This window comes from Kineococcus anabasis, from assembly GCF_054590795.1.
On record NZ_BAAIHU010000009.1, the window covers coordinates 230,143 to 246,682 of the forward strand.

Annotated in this window: 14 protein-coding genes; 3 read left to right on the forward strand and 11 right to left on the reverse strand. The window is 75.9% G+C overall.

The window, feature by feature from the left end:
* Positions 1-73: 73 nt before the first annotated feature.
* Both purH and purN read right to left on the reverse strand, forming a co-directional pair.
* A complete protein-coding gene (gene purH / locus ACYQBY_RS15565) occupies positions 74-1,720 on the reverse strand; it encodes a bifunctional phosphoribosylaminoimidazolecarboxamide formyltransferase/IMP cyclohydrolase (protein WP_459644789.1) in 1,647 nt (548 codons plus the stop codon).
* A complete protein-coding gene (purN, locus tag ACYQBY_RS15570) occupies positions 1,717-2,418 on the reverse strand; it encodes a phosphoribosylglycinamide formyltransferase (protein ID WP_459644790.1) in 702 nt (233 codons plus the stop codon). The genes purH and purN overlap by 4 nt, the downstream gene beginning before the upstream one ends.
* 125 nt (positions 2,419-2,543) lie before the next feature.
* On the opposite strand from purN, the gene ACYQBY_RS15575 reads away from it, so the two are divergent.
* Complete coding sequence (locus ACYQBY_RS15575) at positions 2,544-3,338, forward strand: VOC family protein (protein ID WP_459644791.1); 795 nt, start codon at positions 2,544-2,546, stop codon at positions 3,336-3,338.
* Between the two features lie 154 nt (positions 3,339-3,492).
* Here the strand turns inward: ACYQBY_RS15575 and ACYQBY_RS15580 are convergent, their stop codons facing one another.
* From ACYQBY_RS15580 to ACYQBY_RS15615, 8 genes are all read right to left on the reverse strand, one after another.
* Positions 3,493-4,104 carry a class I SAM-dependent methyltransferase gene (locus ACYQBY_RS15580; protein ID WP_459644792.1) on the reverse strand — a complete coding sequence of 204 codons (612 nt, stop codon included), beginning with the start codon at positions 4,102-4,104 and terminating at the stop codon, positions 3,493-3,495.
* Positions 4,105-4,233: 129 nt separating this feature from the next.
* Positions 4,234-5,604, reverse strand: coding sequence for a cell division protein PerM (locus tag ACYQBY_RS15585; RefSeq protein ID WP_459644793.1), 1,371 nt, complete (start codon positions 5,602-5,604; stop codon positions 4,234-4,236).
* A 154-nt stretch (positions 5,605-5,758) separates the two neighbouring features.
* Positions 5,759-6,658, reverse strand: a complete 900-nt coding sequence (gene sucD / locus ACYQBY_RS15590; RefSeq protein ID WP_459644794.1) for a succinate--CoA ligase subunit alpha — start codon at positions 6,656-6,658, stop codon at positions 5,759-5,761.
* 3 nt (positions 6,659-6,661) lie between these two features.
* Positions 6,662-7,837, reverse strand: coding sequence for an ADP-forming succinate--CoA ligase subunit beta (gene sucC, locus ACYQBY_RS15595; RefSeq protein WP_459644795.1), 1,176 nt, complete (start codon positions 7,835-7,837; stop codon positions 6,662-6,664).
* Between the two features lie 230 nt (positions 7,838-8,067).
* A complete protein-coding gene (locus tag ACYQBY_RS15600) occupies positions 8,068-8,235 on the reverse strand; it encodes an MFS transporter small subunit (RefSeq protein WP_459644796.1) in 168 nt (55 codons plus the stop codon).
* Positions 8,232-9,686, reverse strand: coding sequence for an OFA family MFS transporter (locus tag ACYQBY_RS15605; RefSeq protein WP_459644797.1), 1,455 nt, complete (start codon positions 9,684-9,686; stop codon positions 8,232-8,234). The genes ACYQBY_RS15600 and ACYQBY_RS15605 overlap by 4 nt, the downstream gene beginning before the upstream one ends.
* Positions 9,687-9,820: 134 nt before the next feature.
* A complete protein-coding gene (locus ACYQBY_RS15610) occupies positions 9,821-10,780 on the reverse strand; it encodes a methyl-accepting chemotaxis protein (protein ID WP_459644798.1) in 960 nt (319 codons plus the stop codon).
* Between the two features lies 1 nt (position 10,781).
* Positions 10,782-11,357, reverse strand: a complete 576-nt coding sequence (locus ACYQBY_RS15615; RefSeq protein ID WP_459644799.1) for a PAS domain-containing protein — start codon at positions 11,355-11,357, stop codon at positions 10,782-10,784.
* Positions 11,358-11,495: 138 nt separating this feature from the next.
* Between ACYQBY_RS15615 and ACYQBY_RS15620 the strand changes: the two genes are divergently transcribed.
* Both ACYQBY_RS15620 and ACYQBY_RS15625 read left to right on the forward strand, forming a co-directional pair.
* Complete coding sequence (locus ACYQBY_RS15620; protein ID WP_459644800.1) at positions 11,496-12,347, forward strand: alpha/beta fold hydrolase; 852 nt, start codon at positions 11,496-11,498, stop codon at positions 12,345-12,347.
* Between the two features lie 271 nt (positions 12,348-12,618).
* Positions 12,619-13,779: a magnesium and cobalt transport protein CorA gene (locus ACYQBY_RS15625; RefSeq protein WP_459644801.1), complete on the forward strand. Its 1,161-nt coding sequence runs from the start codon at positions 12,619-12,621 to the stop codon at positions 13,777-13,779.
* A 37-nt stretch (positions 13,780-13,816) separates the two neighbouring features.
* Here the strand turns inward: ACYQBY_RS15625 and ACYQBY_RS15630 are convergent, their stop codons facing one another.
* On the reverse strand, positions 13,817-16,462 hold the full coding sequence (locus ACYQBY_RS15630; RefSeq protein WP_459644802.1) for a S8 family serine peptidase: 2,646 nt from the start codon (positions 16,460-16,462) through the stop codon (positions 13,817-13,819).
* Positions 16,463-16,540: the final 78 nt, after the last annotated feature.

A 16,540-nucleotide genomic window follows, 5' to 3' on the forward strand; every position in this document is an offset into this window, starting at 1 on the left:
CCCCCGCCGGTGCGGCGGGGGCGTCCGGTCGGGACGGCGCCGGTCGCTGCGGACCGGTGCCGGTCGGTGGACGTCAGTGCGCGAAGTGCCGCGCGCCCGTCAGGTACATCGTGACGCCGGCCGCGCGGGCGGCCTCGACGACCTCGCCGTCGCGGACGGAACCACCGGGCTGGACGATGGCGCGCACCCCGGCGTCGAGGAGGATCTGCGCGCCGTCGGCGAACGGGAAGAACGCGTCGGAGGCGGCGACGGATCCGCGTGCGCGATCCCCGCCCGCGCGGGACACCGCGAGGTGGCAGGAGTCCACCCGGTTCACCTGCCCCATGCCCACACCCACGCTCGCGCCGTCCTTGGCCAGCAGGACCGCGTTGGAGCGCACCGCGCGCACCGCGCGCCAGGCGAACTCCAGGTCCGCGAGGGTCGCGGCGTCGGCGGGCTCCCCGGCGACGAGCTGCCAGGTCGAGGGGTCGTCACCACCGGGGCCGTCGCCGGCCTCACCGCGGTCGGCGACGGCGTCGAGGCGGTCGGTGCCCTGGACGAGGACGCCGCCGGAGACCTGCCGCCACTCCAGCTCGTCGCGGCGGAAACCCTCCGGCAGCTGGAGCAGGCGCACGTTCTTCTTGCCCTGCAGGACCTCCAGGGCCTCCGGCTCGAAGGCGGGCGCGACGACGACCTCGGTGAACACCTCGGCGACCTGCCGGGCCATCGCGGCGGTCACGGGGCGGTTGGCGGCGACGATCCCGCCGAAGGCGGACACCGGGTCGCAGGCGTGGGCCTTCGCGTGGGCGTCGGCGACGTCGCTGCCGAGGGCGATGCCGCAGGGGTTGGCGTGCTTGACGATCGCGACCGCGGGCCCGGTGAGGTCGAACGCGGCGCGCACGGCGGCGTCGGCGTCGACGTAGTTGTTGTACGACATGGCCTTGCCGTGCAGCTGCGTGGCCTGGGCGATGCCGGCGGGGGCGTCGGGGTCGACGTACAGGGCGGCGGCCTGGTGGGGGTTCTCCCCGTAGCGCAGGACGTCGCCGAGGACGAGGGAGTTCCCGGCGAACGCGGGCCAGTGCGGCTGCGCGGTGGTGGCGTCCGCCACGAGCTCCTGGGCGCACCAGGTGGCCACGGCGGTGTCGTAGGCGGCGGTGTGCGCGAACGCGGCGGCGGCGAGCAGGCGGCGCGCGGCGAGGGTGAAACCCCCGGCCGCGACGGCGGCGAGCACGTCGGGGTAGGCGGCGGGGTTCACGACGACCGCGACGCTCGGGTGGTTCTTCGCGGCGGCGCGGACCATGGAGGGGCCGCCGATGTCGATCTGCTCGACGACCTCCTCGCGCCCGGCACCGGCGGCGACGGTCTCGCGGAAGGGGTAGAGGTTGACGACGACGAGGTCGAACGGCTCCACGCCCAGCTCGGCGAGCTGCGCGGCGTGCTCGGGCAGGCGCAGGTCGGCGAGGATGCCGGCGTGCACCTTGGGGTGCAGGGTCTTCACGCGCCCGTCGAGGCACTCGGGGAACCCGGTGAGCTCCTCCACCGGGGTGACGGGCACCCCGGCCTCGGCGATGCGCGCGGCGGTGGAGCCGGTGGAGACGATCGCGACGCCGGCGGCGTGCAGGCCGGTGGCCAGCTCCTCCAGACCGGTCTTGTCGTAGACGCTGATGAGGGCGCGGCGGAGCGGGTGGCGCTCCTGCGGGGCCGCTTCCGGTGCCTGTGCTGCTCCAGGTGCTGTGCTCACGCGAGACGAACCTTCCTTCCGGTGACGGACCAGCCGCGGGCCATGCGGCCGACGACCTCGACCAGGAGGCGGCGCTCCTGCTCCTTGATGCGCTCGTGCAGGGTGTCCTCGTCGTCGCCGTCGAGGACGTCCACCGCGGCCTGGGCCACGACGGGGCCGGTGTCGACGCCGTCGTCGACGAGGTGCACGGTGCAGCCCGTGACGCGCACGCCGTGGGCGAGGGCGTCGCGCACGCCGTGGGCGCCGGGGAACGAGGGCAGCAGCGCGGGGTGGGTGTTGAGGACGCGCCCGCCGAAGACCTGCAGGAACGGCGCCCCGAGGATGCGCATGAACCCGGCGAGCACGACGAGGTCGGGCTCGAAGTCCGCGACGGCGGAGGCCAGCGCGGCGTCCCAGGCGGCGCGGTCGGGGTGTTCCGCGGGCGGGACGACGAAGGTGGTGACCCCCGCGGCGGCGGCGCGCGCGAGGCCCTGCGCGGCGGGCTTGTCCGATCCGACGGCGACGACCTGCACGGGCCGGGCGGCCGGCGGCAGCGTGCCGGGCAGGGTCGCGGCGGCGGGGCCGGTGGTGGCGTCCAGGAGGGCCTGGAGGGTGGTGCCGGACCCGGAGACGAGGACGACCACCCGGAAGGGACGACCCGCCCCGGCAGGGACGGTCGTGCTGTCGTCGGGGGCGCTGGACTCGGCGGGGAGCGGCACGTGTGCCAACGATAGTGGCCGGGGGGCCTCGACCGGGCCTCGAGCGGGGAACGCCCGGGTGGCGATCACGCCGGTTCCGTGCACATGGCCTCGACGGTGTCGGTGGCGTGCGCTTCAGTACCGCCATGAGCATCCGAACCAAGCCCTGGCCCACCGGCGTGCCGTGCTGGATCGACCTCGGCACCCCCGACCCCCCGACCGACTCCCGCTTCTACGCCGACGTCCTGGGCTGGGAGGTCGAGGACGGCGGGGAGGAGTACGGCGGCTACGTCAGCGCCCACCGCGGTGGCAACGCCGCCGCCGGCATCGCCCCGGCCACCTCCGACACCTTCTGGTGGAACCTCTACATCGCCACCGACGACGTCGACGCCACGGCCGCCGCCGTCACGGCGGCCGGCGGGACCGTGCTCGTGGAGCCGGGCGACGTCGGCCCCTTCGGCCGCATGGCCATCGCCCAGGACCCCACCGGCAGCCAGTTCGGCCTGTGGCAGGCCGGACAGCACATCGGCGCCTCCCTCGTGAACGAGCCGGGCGGTCTGACGTGGGAGGACCTGCGCAGCAGCGACCCGGACGCCGCCCGCGCCTTCTACGGCAGCGTCTTCGGCTGGACGTTCCAGCCGATGGAGGGTTTCGAGGGGTACACCACCTTCACGCAGCCCGGTGAGGCCGAGGGCGTCTTCCTCGGCGGCATCGGGCCGGCCGGCCCCGACACCCCCGGGCAGGGCAGCGGCTGGCTGGTGTACTTCGGCGTCGAGGACACCGACGCCGCGGTCGCGACCGCCGAACGGCTCGGCGGCAAGGTCGTCATGCCGGCCGAGACGACCCCGTACGGCCGCATGGCCGTCCTGACCGACCCGAACGGCACGGAGTTCGCCGTCATCGCGGGCGACTGGTCGCAGCAGCCCGACCGCTCGGCCTGAGGCAGCACCCCGTGCACGGCCCGCTGCGGGGCCGGGCCGTGCACACCGGGTGCCCGGGGCGGGCGCACACCGGCGTCCGCCCCGGCCACGGGCCACGAGTCCGGGCCACGGGTTCCGGGCCACGGGCCCCCGACGACGGGACCCGGCTCGGGTCTCAGGCCGCGGCCGACCCGGCGTAGGTGAACCCCGGGACCTTCGGGGCGCCCTCCTCGTAGAAGGTCTCCAGGTCGAGGACGGTCAGGGGTGAGCCCTCCAGCAGGGCCCGCACGTCCAGGTCCAGGACACAGCCCGCAAGGTGCCGGTTGACGCCGCTGAACCGCCGCTGCCAGCGGGCGACGGGCTCGTCGGGAGCCAGCCCGTGCTCCACGAACCGCAGGGTCGCACCCGGCTTCAGCACCCGCGCCACCTCCCGCAGCACGCGGTCCGGGTCGGGGATGCCGCACAGCGTCCACGTCGACAGCGCCGCGTCGAAACGGTCGTCCGGGAACGGCAGGTCCCGGGCGTCCCCACCCGCCACCACCACCGGCACGGGTGAGGCGGCGCGGCGCTGCGCGGACAGCGCCAGGGCGGTGGCGGAGGGCTCGACCGCCCAGACGCCGCGCACCTGCCGCGGCAGGTGCGGCTGGTTGCGGCCGGAGCCGTAGCCGATCTCCAGGACGTCCCCGGCCAGACCCGCGCAGGCACGCACCCGGGCCCCGGTCATCGCCTCGGTGTGCATCGTGGCGTCGAGCAGGCGCGGCCGGAGTTCGCGCGCGTAGAGGCCCACCGGACGAGTGTGCTCGCGACCACCGGCGCTGTCCACGGTCCGGCGCCGTCCGGCGGGGCGTCCGGCGGGGCGCCCGGCCACCGTCCGGCGGGGCGCCCGGCCACCGTCCGGCGGGGCGCCCGGCCGCGGTCAGGGCTGCGCCGGTCCCCCGCCGCGGCCCCGGCGCGACCACGCCGCAGCCCACCGCCGCCGCAGCCCCGCGTCCGGCGCCTGCGGGGCGCTCTGCCCGGGCCCCTCGTGCACCCGGCCGCGGCCGCTGATGGTCCCGGCGGGCAGCGGCCGGGTCAGCCGGTGCGGGACGTGCTCACCGCCGGGGCGCGCCCCGGCCAGCGCGGCCGTCAGCCCCACCGCCAACAGCATCCCCACGGCCACGCCCGCGCCGGTGACGAACCCCGTGAGCAGCGGCTGCGGCCCCACCTCGGCCATCCGGCCGGGCCCCGCGGGACCGCTCGCCGCCCAGGCCAGCGCCGCCACGACCGCGGCGACGAGCAACCCGGTCCCACCGGCCGTGCCCAGCCGCTGCGGCAGGGCGGGCACCTCCCCGCCCGAGCGCGCGGCACCCAGCAGGCCGACCACCGCACCGACCAGCGCCGGGACCACCACGACGGCCAGCAGCACCGTCGGCAGCGCGCCCGGCTCCGGCACCGCACCCAGCACCGGCAGCGCCGGCAGGGCACCCACCTCGGCGACGGCGGGGGTGACGGCGGTGCCGGTGCCCACGGCGAACCCCGGCCCGGCCAGCCACGCCAGCGCCCACACCACCAGGTCCGGCAGCAGCAGCACCTGCGCAGCGGTCAGCAGCAACCCCCCGAGCAGGCCCGGGGACAGCGACCCGTGCAGCAGCAGCACCCGCTCGTGCGCCACGACCAGGGCCACCGCCACGACGAGCGCCCCGGCGCCCAGCAGCAGCGCGGTCGCCGTGGCGGCCGGGCGCAGGCACCGCCGCAGCCACGGCGGGGCGGCCTCCACGATCCACGGGTCCCAGCGCACCGCGCACCCGAGCAACACCAGCCCGGCCAGCGCCGCACCGCCGAGGGGCGCGGGCGGCAGGTCGACACCCGCGCCGGGCATCCGGGACACCAGCGCCACCACGGCCGTCACGAGGGCGTAGCCGCCCGCGAACACCGCGGCGGCCCTGCCCCACGGCAGGGGCCGTTCCGCGGCGAGCTGCTCCTCGCTCCAGCGGCGCACCTGCCGCACGCACGTGGCGGCCGCGAGCAGGGTCAGGCCCAGGGGCACGACCCCGACCCGCCCGCCGGCCACCAGCAGGTCGCAGCCGTGCGCGAGCAGCCACAGGTCGGCGCCGACGCGCACCGCGGCCGACAGGGGGGCGCCGGTGCTCGCCGACCCCGTCCACGCGACCACCGCGGCGGCGACGACGACGAGGAGGGAGCCCAGTGCGGCCCGCACGGCCGCGGGCAGCAGCGGCAGCAGGTCGGCGGCCGTGACGGGCGCGGCGCCGTCCGGGCGGGGGGCACGGGAGTCCAGGAGGGTGCTCATCGGGACCATCGTCCCCCGCGCGCGGGCGGGCAGGGGTCAGGACGCGCCTGCGGCGGCCACATCGGCGGCCACACCGGCCGCCACACCGGCGGCCGGGCCGGACGACGGACGGGGCGCGGACCGTGTGGTCCGCGCCCCGTCCGTCAGCACCCGCTCAGAGCGACTGCACGATCTCCCGCGCCAGCCGCGCCGTCTCGCTCGGCGTCTTGCCGACCTTCACGCCGGCGGCCTCCAGGGCCTCCTGCTTCGCCTGGGCGGTGCCCGCGGAGCCGGAGACGATGGCACCGGCGTGGCCCATCGTCTTGCCCTCCGGTGCGGTGAAGCCCGCGACGTAGCCGACGACCGGCTTGGTGACGTTCTCCTTGATGTACGCCGCCGCGCGCTCCTCGGCGTCGCCGCCGATCTCGCCGATGAGGACGATGACGTCCGTCTCCGGGTCGGCCTGGAACGCCTCCAGGGCGTCGATGTGGGTGGTGCCGATGACGGGGTCACCGCCGATGCCGACGGCGGAGGAGAAGCCGATGTCGCTCAGCTCGTACATCATCTGGTACGTCAGCGTTCCCGACTTCGACACCAGCCCGATGCGCCCGGGCGGGGTGATGTCGGCGGGGATGATGCCCGCGTTGGACTTCCCGGGGCTGATGAGGCCGGGGCAGTTCGGGCCGATGAGCCGGCTCTTCCCCTTGGACTGCGCGTAGGCGAAGAACTCGGCGGAGTCGTGGACCGGCACGCCCTCGGTGATGACCACGACGAGGGGGACCTCGGCGTCGACGGCCTCGACGACGGCGGCCTTGGTGAACTTCGCCGGGACGAAGATGACCGTGACGTCCGCGCCGGTGGCCTCCACGGCCTCGCCGACGGAGCCGAACACCGGCACCTGCACGGGCGAGCCGTCCGCGCCGGTGAGCTCCACGCTCTGGCCGCCCTTGCCGGGGGTGACGCCGCCGACGATCTTCGTGCCGGAGGTGAGCATCCGCTGGCTGTGCTTGCGGCCCTCGGAGCCGGTGAGCCCCTGGACGATGACCTTGCTGTTCTCGGTGAGGAAGATCGCCACGTCTCAGGCCTTTCCGGTCGCTGCGAGCTCGGCGGCCCTGGCGGCCGCGCCGTCCATGGTGTCGACCACCGTGACGAGGGGGTGCGCGGCCTCGGCGAGGATGCGCCGGCCCTCCTCGACGTTGTTGCCGTCGAGGCGGACGACCAGCGGCTTGGACGCCTCGTCGCCGAGCATGCCGAGCGCGGAGACGATGCCCTTGGCGACCTCGTCGCAGGCGGTGATGCCGCCGAAGACGTTGACGAACACGCTCTTGACCTGCGCGTCGTGGAGGATGACGTCGAGGCCGTTGGCCATGACCTGCGCGGAGGCGCCGCCGCCGATGTCGAGGAAGTTCGCGGGCTTGACGCCGCCGAACTCCTCACCGGCATAGGCGACGACGTCGAGGGTGCTCATGACGAGCCCGGCGCCGTTGCCGATGATGCCGACCTCGCCGTCGAGCTTGACGTAGTTGAGGCCCATCTCCCCCGCCTTGCGCTCCAGCGGGTCCGTCGCCGCGACGTCCACGAGGTCCGCGTGCCCGGGGTGGCGGAAGTCGGCGTTCTCGTCGAGGGTCACCTTGCCGTCGAGGGCGATGATGCGCCCGTCCTCGCTCTTGATGAGCGGGTTGACCTCGACGAGGGTGGCGTCCTCGGCGGTGAAGACGGTCCACAGCTTCTGGATGACGGCGGCGACCTCGTCGCGCACGTCGGCGTCGAACCCCGCGGCCTCGACGATCTCGGCGGCCTTGGCCCCGTCGATGCCGGTGAGCGCGTCGACGGGGACCCGCGCGAGCGCCTCGGGACGCTCCACGGCGAGCTGCTCGATCTCCATGCCGCCCTCCTTGCTGGCCATGGCCAGGTAGGTGCGGTTGGCGCGGTCGAGCAGGACGGAGAAGTAGTACTCCTCGGCGATCCTGGCGCCCTCGGCGATGAGCACCTGGTGGACCGTGTGGCCCTTGATGTCCATGCCCAGGATGTCCCGGGCGCGGTCGGCGGCCTCGGCCGGGTCGTGCGCGAGCTTCACCCCGCCCGCCTTGCCGCGCCCACCGGTCTTCACCTGGGCCTTGACCACGACCGTGCCCCCGCCGAGCGCCTCGGCCGCAGCCTGCGCCTCCTCGGGGGTGGTGGCCACCCTGCCGTCCAGCACCGGTACGCCGTGCGCCGCGAACATGTCGCGCGCCTGGTACTCGAAGAGGTCCACGCGTCGTCCTCGTCCTCGTCCTAGGTCGTCAAGGTCGGCGGGGTGCCGCACCCCCGGCGCACACGCGGAGCGTCGACGGCGACCGGCACCGGAGCCACCCAGCACCCTAGACCTGGACCGCTCCCGACAGCCCGACGAGGGGAGCGGTTTCCGTCACACCGCTCACCGCACCCCGCGGAGCACGTCCCGGGAACCGCCCCGGGCGGCGGGCGCGCCCGGGGTGCGGGCGGTCAGGACGTGAACAGCTTGCTGGCGCGGTTCACCGTCTCCAGCACCCCGTAGAGCAGGGGGATGCCGACCAGCGTCCAGCCGGCCACGAGCCGTGCCCGGGCGCTCCCCGGGCCGCCCGCCCCGTCGCCGGCCCGGCCGCCCGCCGTGCTCCCCGTCGTCCCGCTCACCGCGTCTCCTCCCCGCGCCCGGTCCCGGGCACGCCTCGTTCCGCGCCCGCGGCGGGCGCGCGCTCCCCCGCACCTGCGGCGGGCGGGTTCCCGGACGGTTCGTGGAACCGCGAGGACACCGGCCGCACCAGCAGGTTCGCCACGAAGCCGACGCCGAGCAGCGCCACCATCGTCAGCAGCGCCGGCCGGTACGCCTCCGCGGTCAGCTTCCCCGGGGTGCCCTGGGCGTCGAGGAACCCGTTGACGATGAGCGGCCCGAACACCCCCGCAGCCGACCACGCGGTGAGCAGGCGGCCGTGGATCGCGCCGACCTGGAACGTGCCGAACAGGTCCCGCAGGTACGCCGGGACGGTGGCGAAGCCCCCGCCGTAGAAGGAGAGGATGACCGCCGCGAACAGCACGAACAGCGCCGTGCTGGTCTGCCCGAACAGCGCCAGCAGCGCGTAGGCGACCATGCCGACACCGAGGTAGACCATGTACACCGGCTTGCGGCCGATGACGTCGGAGGTGGTGGACCACACGAACCGGCCCGCCATGTTCGCCATCGCGATCAGCCCCACGAACCCGCCGGCCGCCGCGGCGGCGACGGTGCTCTCCCCGTTCTCGCGGAAGAAGTCCTGGATCATCGGGGAGGCCTGCTCCAGGATCCCGATGCCCGCGGTGACGTTGCAGAACAGCACGATCCACAGCAGCCAGAACTGCGGGGTGCGGATGGCGTTGCCCGCCGAGACGCTGGCGGTGGTCACCAGGGAACGGCTGCGCACCGACGCGGGGTCGAACCCTTCGGGCCGCCAGCCGGGCGGGGGCACGCGGATCGTGGCGGCGCCGTACGTCATGAACACCGCGTAACCGGCTGCGAGCGTGAGGAAGAGCCACGCGACGGCCTCGCCGCTGGGCACCGAGCCCGCGGTGCCCGCGTCGTAGGCCGGGTCGTACCAGGCCAGCAGGCGGCTGGAGAGCGGGCTCGCGACGAGCGCGCCGCCGCCGAAGCCCATGATGGCCATGCCCGTGGCCAGGCCCGGGCGGTCGGGGAACCACTTGATGAGGGTGGAGACCGGGGAGATGTAGCCGATGCCCAGGCCGATGCCGCCGATCACGCCGTAGCCGAGGTACAGCAGCCACAGCTGGCCGGTGACGATGCCGAGCGCGCCGACGAGGAAGCCCGACACCCAGCACGCCGCCGAGGCCGCCATCGCCTTGCGGGGGCCGCTGCGGTCCACCCAGGTGCCCAGCAGCGCCGCGGAGAGGCCCAGCATCACGATGGCGACGGAGAACACCACGCCGATGCGCGTGAGGTTCGTGTCGAAGTGCTGCACGAGCGCGGTCTTGTAGACGCTCGTGGCGTACACCTGCCCGATGCACAGGTGCACCGCCAGCGCCGCGGGCGGCACGAGCCACCGGTTGAACCCGGGGCCGGCGACCGTGCGCTCGCGGTCCAGGACGGATGCCATCGGCGGACCTCCACGGGGCGGGAGGGGCGACGCTGCCCCTGCTGCGCCCCACGGTAGGTGCGTCGTCCCGCAACCGCCCACCGGGCGCGCCGCACCCGGCCCGGGACCGGGCGGGTGCGGCGGACCGTCCGGTCTCAGCTGCGCATGGCGGCGAGGAAGCCCGTCATCTCGCTGCGCAGGCGCTCGGCGAGCTGCGACAGGCCGGTCGTGTCGCCCGCGCCGAGGCCCGGGGCCCCGTCGACCGCCGCCGCGATGCCGTCGACGAGGGAGTTCATCTCCGCCACCGTCGCGCCCACGCTGGCGATGACCTCGGCGGCGCCCGCGGACGCCTGCCGGATGGACGCGACCTGCGCGGTGACCTGCTCGGTGGCGCGGCCGGTCTGGTCCGCGAGCTCCTTGACCTCGGCCGCGACGACGGCGAAGCCCTTGCCGGCGTCCCCGGCGCGGGCGGCCTCGATCGTGGCGTTGAGGGCCAGCAGGCGCGTCTGGTCGGCGACGGCGTTGATGAGCGCGATGACCTGCTGGATCTCCTCGGAGGAGCGGGTCAGCGAGCCGATGGTGGTCTGGGCCTGCTCGGCCTCGGTGTGGGCGGCGGTCGCGGCGCCGTGCAGGCCGGCGGCGGAGGCGGACAGCTCGGTGGCGGCGGTGGCCACCTGCTCGGACATGGTGAGCACCACCGACTCGAACTCGTCGGCCAGGCCCAGGCGCGAGGTCTGCGCCTCGGTGACGCGGTCGGCGGTGCGGTGCATGGCCTCGCGCGCGGTGTTGATCGCCTTCGCGGCCTGCCGGAACGCGCCGTGCAGGCCCGTCAGGAGCAGTCTGCGGTGGTAGCGCCCCTGCGCGGCCTCGGTGAGCGCGGCGCCCGCCTCGCGGACGAAGGCGTCGGAGACGTCGAGCACGCGGTTGACGCTGTGCTGGCAGGCGACGAGCGGGGGGGCGGCGTCCGAGCCGGGCACGGGGCGCACCCGGGCCTCCAGGTCCCCGCGGGCCGCGGCCTCGCAGGTCTCGGTGAGCTGGCGGACGAACGCGCGGTAGGTCTCCAGCTCCTCGCGCTCGGTGGGACGGGTGGCCCTGCTGCGGCCGAAGAGGCCCACGTCAGCTCAGCTCCTCGGGGATGACGGACCAGATGAACTCGTCGTAGCCGCCCGCGCGCTCGCGCACGAGGCGGTCCAGCAGCGCGCCGGACGCCTCGACCGCCGCCCTGCCGGAGGAGCGCCCCTCCTCGGCGAGCAGCTGCTCGTACAGCGGCTTCACCGCGGCGACGGCACCGGCGTCGGGCCGGCGGCGGCTGGAGTGGTAGCCGACCACGCGGCCGTCCGCGGAGCGCGAGGGCGTGACGTGGGCGAGCACCCAGTAGTGCGCGCCGTCGGCGGCGAGGTTGTTGATGTAGGCGAAGATCTCCTCCCCGCGGCCGAGGGTGTCCCACAGGAGCTTGAAGACGGCGCGGGGCATGCCGGGGTGCCGCACGAGGTTGTGCGGCCTGCCGATGACCTCGTCCGCGGTGTACCCGCTGACCCGGAGGAACACGTCGTTGGCGTAGGTGATGACGCCCTTGGTGTCCGTCTTGGAGACGATGAGCTCACCGGCGTCGAAGGTCCGCTCCACCCCCGTGGGGCGGATCTCGCGCCGGGCGGCCCCGGCCGCGCTGCGCGTCGTCCCGTTGGTGCTCACGTCGTCTCCTGTCGTTCGCCGGGGCAACCTGCCCCTCCCCCCATCGGCAGGTGCCCCGCGCGCTTGAGCCGGACGGGTGACCTGCGCGGTGGTCCGGCGCGCGGTCGCGGCAGATGATGACGGGGAGGAGGACGCCGGGTGGAGCACGCACGACAGCGCGGCAGCGGCCTGCGGCGCGGGTGGACGCAGGTGCCCCTGGCGCTGCAGGCGGAGCCGGGGCCCGGCGGCTGGCCCGCCGTCGAGCCCGGGCTGCACCTGCTGCGCTGGCACCACCGCGAGGCCGGTGCGGTGGACGGCGGCGGCACGCCCGTCGTCCTGCTGCACGGGCTGGGGATGTCGAGCCTGTCCCTGGTGCCGCTGCTGCGCCGCGCCGGGCGGCAGGGGCGCGTGCTGGCCCCGGACGCGCCCGGCTCGGGGCGCTCGGCGCCGCCGCCGCGCCCGCTGCGCCTCGACGAGCAGGCCGCCGCGCTGGTCTCCTGGCTGGACGCCGTGGGACTGCGCCGGGTGGTGCTCGTGGGCCACTCCTACGGCGGGCAGCTCGCCGTGGCCACCGCGCTGCGCGCCCCCGACCGGGTGGAGCGGCTGGTGCTGGCCGGGGCGACGCGCGACCCCGCGGCACCGACCCCGCTGCGGCAGGCGCTGCGGCTGCTGGCGGACGCGCGGCGCGAGCGCCCCGGCATCCTGCTGCTGGCGCTGCTCGACTACCTGCGCACGGGGCCGCGCCGGATGCTGGCGGTGCTGCGGCACGTGCTGGGCCAGCCGGAGGAGCTGCAGCTGGCCGCGGTGGGCGTGCCGGCGCTGGTGGCGTGGGGCACGCGGGACCCGGTCAGCCCGGAGCCGTGGGCGCGGCGGCTGGTCTCGCTCCTGCCGGACGGGCGGCTCGCCGTGGTGCCCGGCGGCACCCACGGCATGGTGTTCAGCCAGCCCGACGCCTTCTGGGCGGCCGTGCGGGACTTCTGCACCGCCTCCCCCACCCCGGCGGGCGGCTGAGCGCCGGGGCCGGGCGGCGGGCCGGGGCCGGACGGATGACGCCGGCGGGAGCCGCCCCGGGGCCCGGCGGCGCTGGACTAACCTGGTCGGGACACGCGCAGGCCCGGACCCGGGTCACCGCGGTCCGGTTCCGGCACGAGGGTGGCGGACGGCAGGGACGGTACGGGAGGAGGCGCCGCGTGAGCAGCGAGCCCCCGAGTACCCCGTTCCCGCCCTAGCCGCTCCCCGGGTGCGAGCGGCTCCCCCACGCCCCGTGTCCCTGGAGCTGCCCGTGTCCGACCGCCTGTCCGAGCGGCCCGCCGAGCGCCGGCTGTTCTCCGTCACGCCCGCCTCCGCGCGCCCCCGGCGCCGCAACGCCTCGCCCGTGCGCGCGGCCGCCCTGGCCCTGCCCGGCAAGCACCCCCTGCCGCGCAGCAGCCTCGTCGACAGCGGCATCTACTCGGGCGGGCGGCGCACCGCCTCCCCGTCGTCCCTGGCCGAGACGTACCGCTCCCTGCGCGAGCAGGACGGCGCGATGGCGTGGATCGGGCTGTACCGCCCCGACGCCGGCGAGCTGGCCTCGCTGGCCGCGGAGTTCGAGCTGCACGAGCTCGCCGTGGAGGACGCGATCCAAGCACACCAGCGGCCCAAGCTGGAGCGCTACGGCGACACCCTGTTCGTGGTGCTGCGCGCCGCCCGCTACGACGACGCGGCGGAGGAGGTGCAGTTCGGCGAGCTGCACCTGTTCATCGGGCAGGACTTCCTCCTCACGGTGCGGCACAGCGAGTCCCCGGACCTCTCCGCCGTGCGACAGCGCATGGAGGACGACCCGGGGCTGCTGGCCCACGGCACCGAGGCCGTGCTCTACGCGATCCTCGACGCCGTCGTGGACGGGTACGGCCCGGTCGTGGCGGGGCTGGAGAACGACGTCGACGAGATCGAGACCGAGGTGTTCGGCGGGGACCCCGAGGTGTCCCGGCGCATCTACGAGCTGTCCCGGGAGGTCGTGGACTTCCAGCGCGCCACGCACCCGCTCGTCGGGATCCTCTCGGCGCTGCGCGGGGGGTTCGCGAAGTACGGCGTCGACGAGGAGCTGCAGCGGCACCTGCGGGACGTCGCCGACCACGTCACGCAGATCAACGAGCGCATCGACGGCCTGCGCGCGGCCCTGCGGGACATCCTCACCGTGAACGCCACCCTCGTCGCCCAGCGGCAGAACGAGGAGATGAAGACGCTCGGGGAGGCGAGCAACGCCCAGAACGAGGAGGTCAAGAAGATCTCCGCGTGGGCGGCGATCCTCTTCGCGCCCCAGCTCATCGGCACGGTGTACGGGATGAACTTCGAGGTCATGCCCGAGCTGGGGTGGGCGTGGGGCTACCCCTTCGCCATGTTCCTCATGGTGGCGATCAGCGTGGCGCTGCACGCGGTGTTCAAGCGCCGCCGCTGGATCTGAGCGCCGCCGGCCCCCTGCGCGCCGGCCGGGGCGCCCGTCAGGTGGTGCGGCCGGTGGCGAAGCTGAACGTCACCGACCCGCCCTCGAAGTCCTGGCGCAGGCCACCGCGGACGGGGTGCTCCCCGGTCCTGGGGTAGCCGAGCCGGGAGTTCTCCCAGCCGCGGGCGGCGTAGTGCTCCCCGATCGCGCCCTTCACGGGGTGCGCACCCAGCGCGGGCGTCCAGTAGACCAGCCCGCCCTGGAAGCGCTGGACGCGCCCGCCGTGGCGGAGGGCGAACTCCTCACCGGTGGGGTGGCCGAGGCTCCCGTCCGCGGACCCGGCGCGGGTGTGGGCGTCGAGGATGGCGCCGCGCACCACCTGCGGGCCGGTGGCCGCCGTCCAGTGCACCAGCCCGCCCTGGAAGCGCTGCAGGACACCGCCCCTGACGGGGAGCTCACCACCGGTGGGGTACCCCAGCGGTGAGTTCTCCCAGCCCAGGCGCGCGATGCGGTCGCGGACGGCACCCTTCAGGACGTGGGTTCCGCCGGCCGGGCTGAAGTAGACGGACCCGCCGGCGAAGTGCTGGCCGTACCCACCGCCGCGCAGGGGGCCGAACTCGGTGCCCACCGGCCTGCCGAGCGCGCCGGAGGTCGCCCCGGTGGCGAGGTAGTGGGCCAGGATGGCGCCCTTGACGACGGTGCCGGCGTAGGTGCGTGAGCCGTCCGGGTTCCGCACCCCGTCGGCGGGCACAGGTGCGGGGGCGGGCGCGGGTGCCGGAGCGGGAGCAGGGGTGGGCGCGGGCACCGGGGCAGGCGCCGGGGCGGGTGCCGGCGCGAGCACGGGTGCCGGAACCGGCGCGGGAGCGGGGGCCTGGACGGGGACGGGCGCCCGGACCGTCACGTCCACGGTGCCCGTGGCCTCGGTGCGTCCGTCGGTGACCGTGTAGGTGAACCGGTCCGCACCGGCGTACCCGGCCGCCGCGGTGTAGCGCACCGAGGTGCCCTCCACGACGGCGGTGCCCGAGGCGGGCGCGGAGACCGAGACCAGGGCCAGGGTGTCGCCGTCGGCGTCGGTGTCGTTGCCGAGGACGGCCACCAGGCCCGTGCCGCCGGAGGCGACGGTGAGCGTGTCGGCGGCGGCCACCGGCGCGGTGCCGGGGGGCCCGGCGACGGTGACGGTGACCGCGGCGGTGCCCGTGCCCCCGCGCGAGTCGGTCACCGTGTACGTGAAGGCGTCGGTCCCGGACCACCCCGGGGCGGGGGTGTAGTACAGCTCGCCGCCGGCGACCTCCGCGGTGCCGTGCGAGGCCGCCGTCACACCGGTGACGCCGAGGACGTCGCCGCCGTCGGGGTCGGTGTCGTTGGCGAGGACGTCCAGGCGCGCCCGCGGGGCGGAGAACGCCACGGTGACGGCGTCGGCGACGGCGGTGGGAGCGGTGTTGGCGGGCGGCGCGGGGGTGGTGAGCCGGTACGCCTCCGCGACGGCGTCGTCGGCCCGCACGAGGCCGTGGCCGAAGTGGTCGTCGCGCCCGGCGGTGCCGAGGTCCTGGCTCGTCCGCGTGAGGATCGCCTCGACCTCGTCCGGGGTGAGCGTCGGGTCGACGGCCTTCAGGAGCGCCGCGACACCGGCGACGTGCGGGCTCGCCATGGAGGTCCCGCTCATCCACCCGTACGCGTTGCCGGGGGTCGTGGACAGGACGTCCTGGCCGGGGGCGGCGAGGTCGACGGCGGGGTTGTGCTGGGAGAAGGCCGCCCGCTGGTCCCGGGAGGTCGTGGCCCCCACGGAGAGGACGCCCGGCGAGGCGGCCGGGTACAGGACCGGGTTGCCCTCCAGGGCGGAGTTGCCGGCCGCCGCGACCACGACCGCGCCCCGGGAGCGCGCGTGGGCGACGGCGCCGGCGACCACCTCGCTGGGGGCGCCGAACGTCAGGCTCAGGTTGATGACGTCGGCGCCGTTGTCCGCGGCGTGGACGATGCCCTGGGCGACGCGGGTGCTGGTCCCGCCACCGCCGGAGCTGTCGAACACCTTGACCGGCATGATCGTGGCGCCGTCCGCCACGCCGTTGACACCGCCGTTGCCCGTCGCGGCGGCGATCGTGCCGGCCACGTGCGTGCCGTGGCCGTGGCGGTCGGCGAACGCCCCACCGGGCTCGCCGGTGTAGCTGATCCCCGCGGTGGTGCGGGGCAGGTCGGCGTGGGGCTGCAGGCCGGTGTCGACGACGGCGACGGTGACGGCCCCGGAGACGAGCTCGTCCCGCAGCGCAGGGGCGACGAGGCGCGAGCGGATGCGCAGGTCGCCCCACTGGCCGGAGGTCAGGTCCGGTCCGGCGTCCGCGACGAGGGTGGCCACCTGGACGAGGTCGGCGCTGACGACGGCGGGCTGCCGGTCGAGGAGCTCCGCGGCGCCCCGTGCGTCGGCGGTGCTGTCGGCGGACACGGCGACGACGTCGAGCCCGGCCCCGGTCCGCACGAGGACGTCGACGCCGACCCCCGAGCCGTCCGTGAGGGCGCCGAGGGCGGACCTCTCCGCGGCGGAGAGCTGCGCGCGGACCTCCTCGGGCAGGGCGGCGAGGTCACCGCCGACGGCGGAGGAGGCGGCCGGCGTCAGCGGCACCAGGGCGCAGGCCGCGACGAGGGCTGCCAGGCCCCGCCGGGTCCGGGTTCTGCGGAGCGCACCCACCCGCCGGGCCGTCCTGCGGTCCACCGTTCCACCCCGTCCCCCTCGGCGCCCGGTCCGTGGCACAGGCGTCCAGGTCAGCCCATCGGCAGGGAGGGCCGCGGC

Bases quoted from the DNA above. Each gene is read 5' to 3' on its own strand.
- ACYQBY_RS15605 (WP_459644797.1), bottom strand. From the start codon at position 9,686: ATGGCATCCGTCCTGGACCGCGAGCGCACGGTCGCCGGCCCCGGGTTC.
- ACYQBY_RS15585 (WP_459644793.1), bottom strand. From the start codon at position 5,604: ATGAGCACCCTCCTGGACTCCCGTGCCCCCCGCCCGGACGGCGCCGCG.
- ACYQBY_RS15575 (WP_459644791.1), top strand. From the start codon at position 2,544: ATGAGCATCCGAACCAAGCCCTGGCCCACCGGCGTGCCGTGCTGGATC.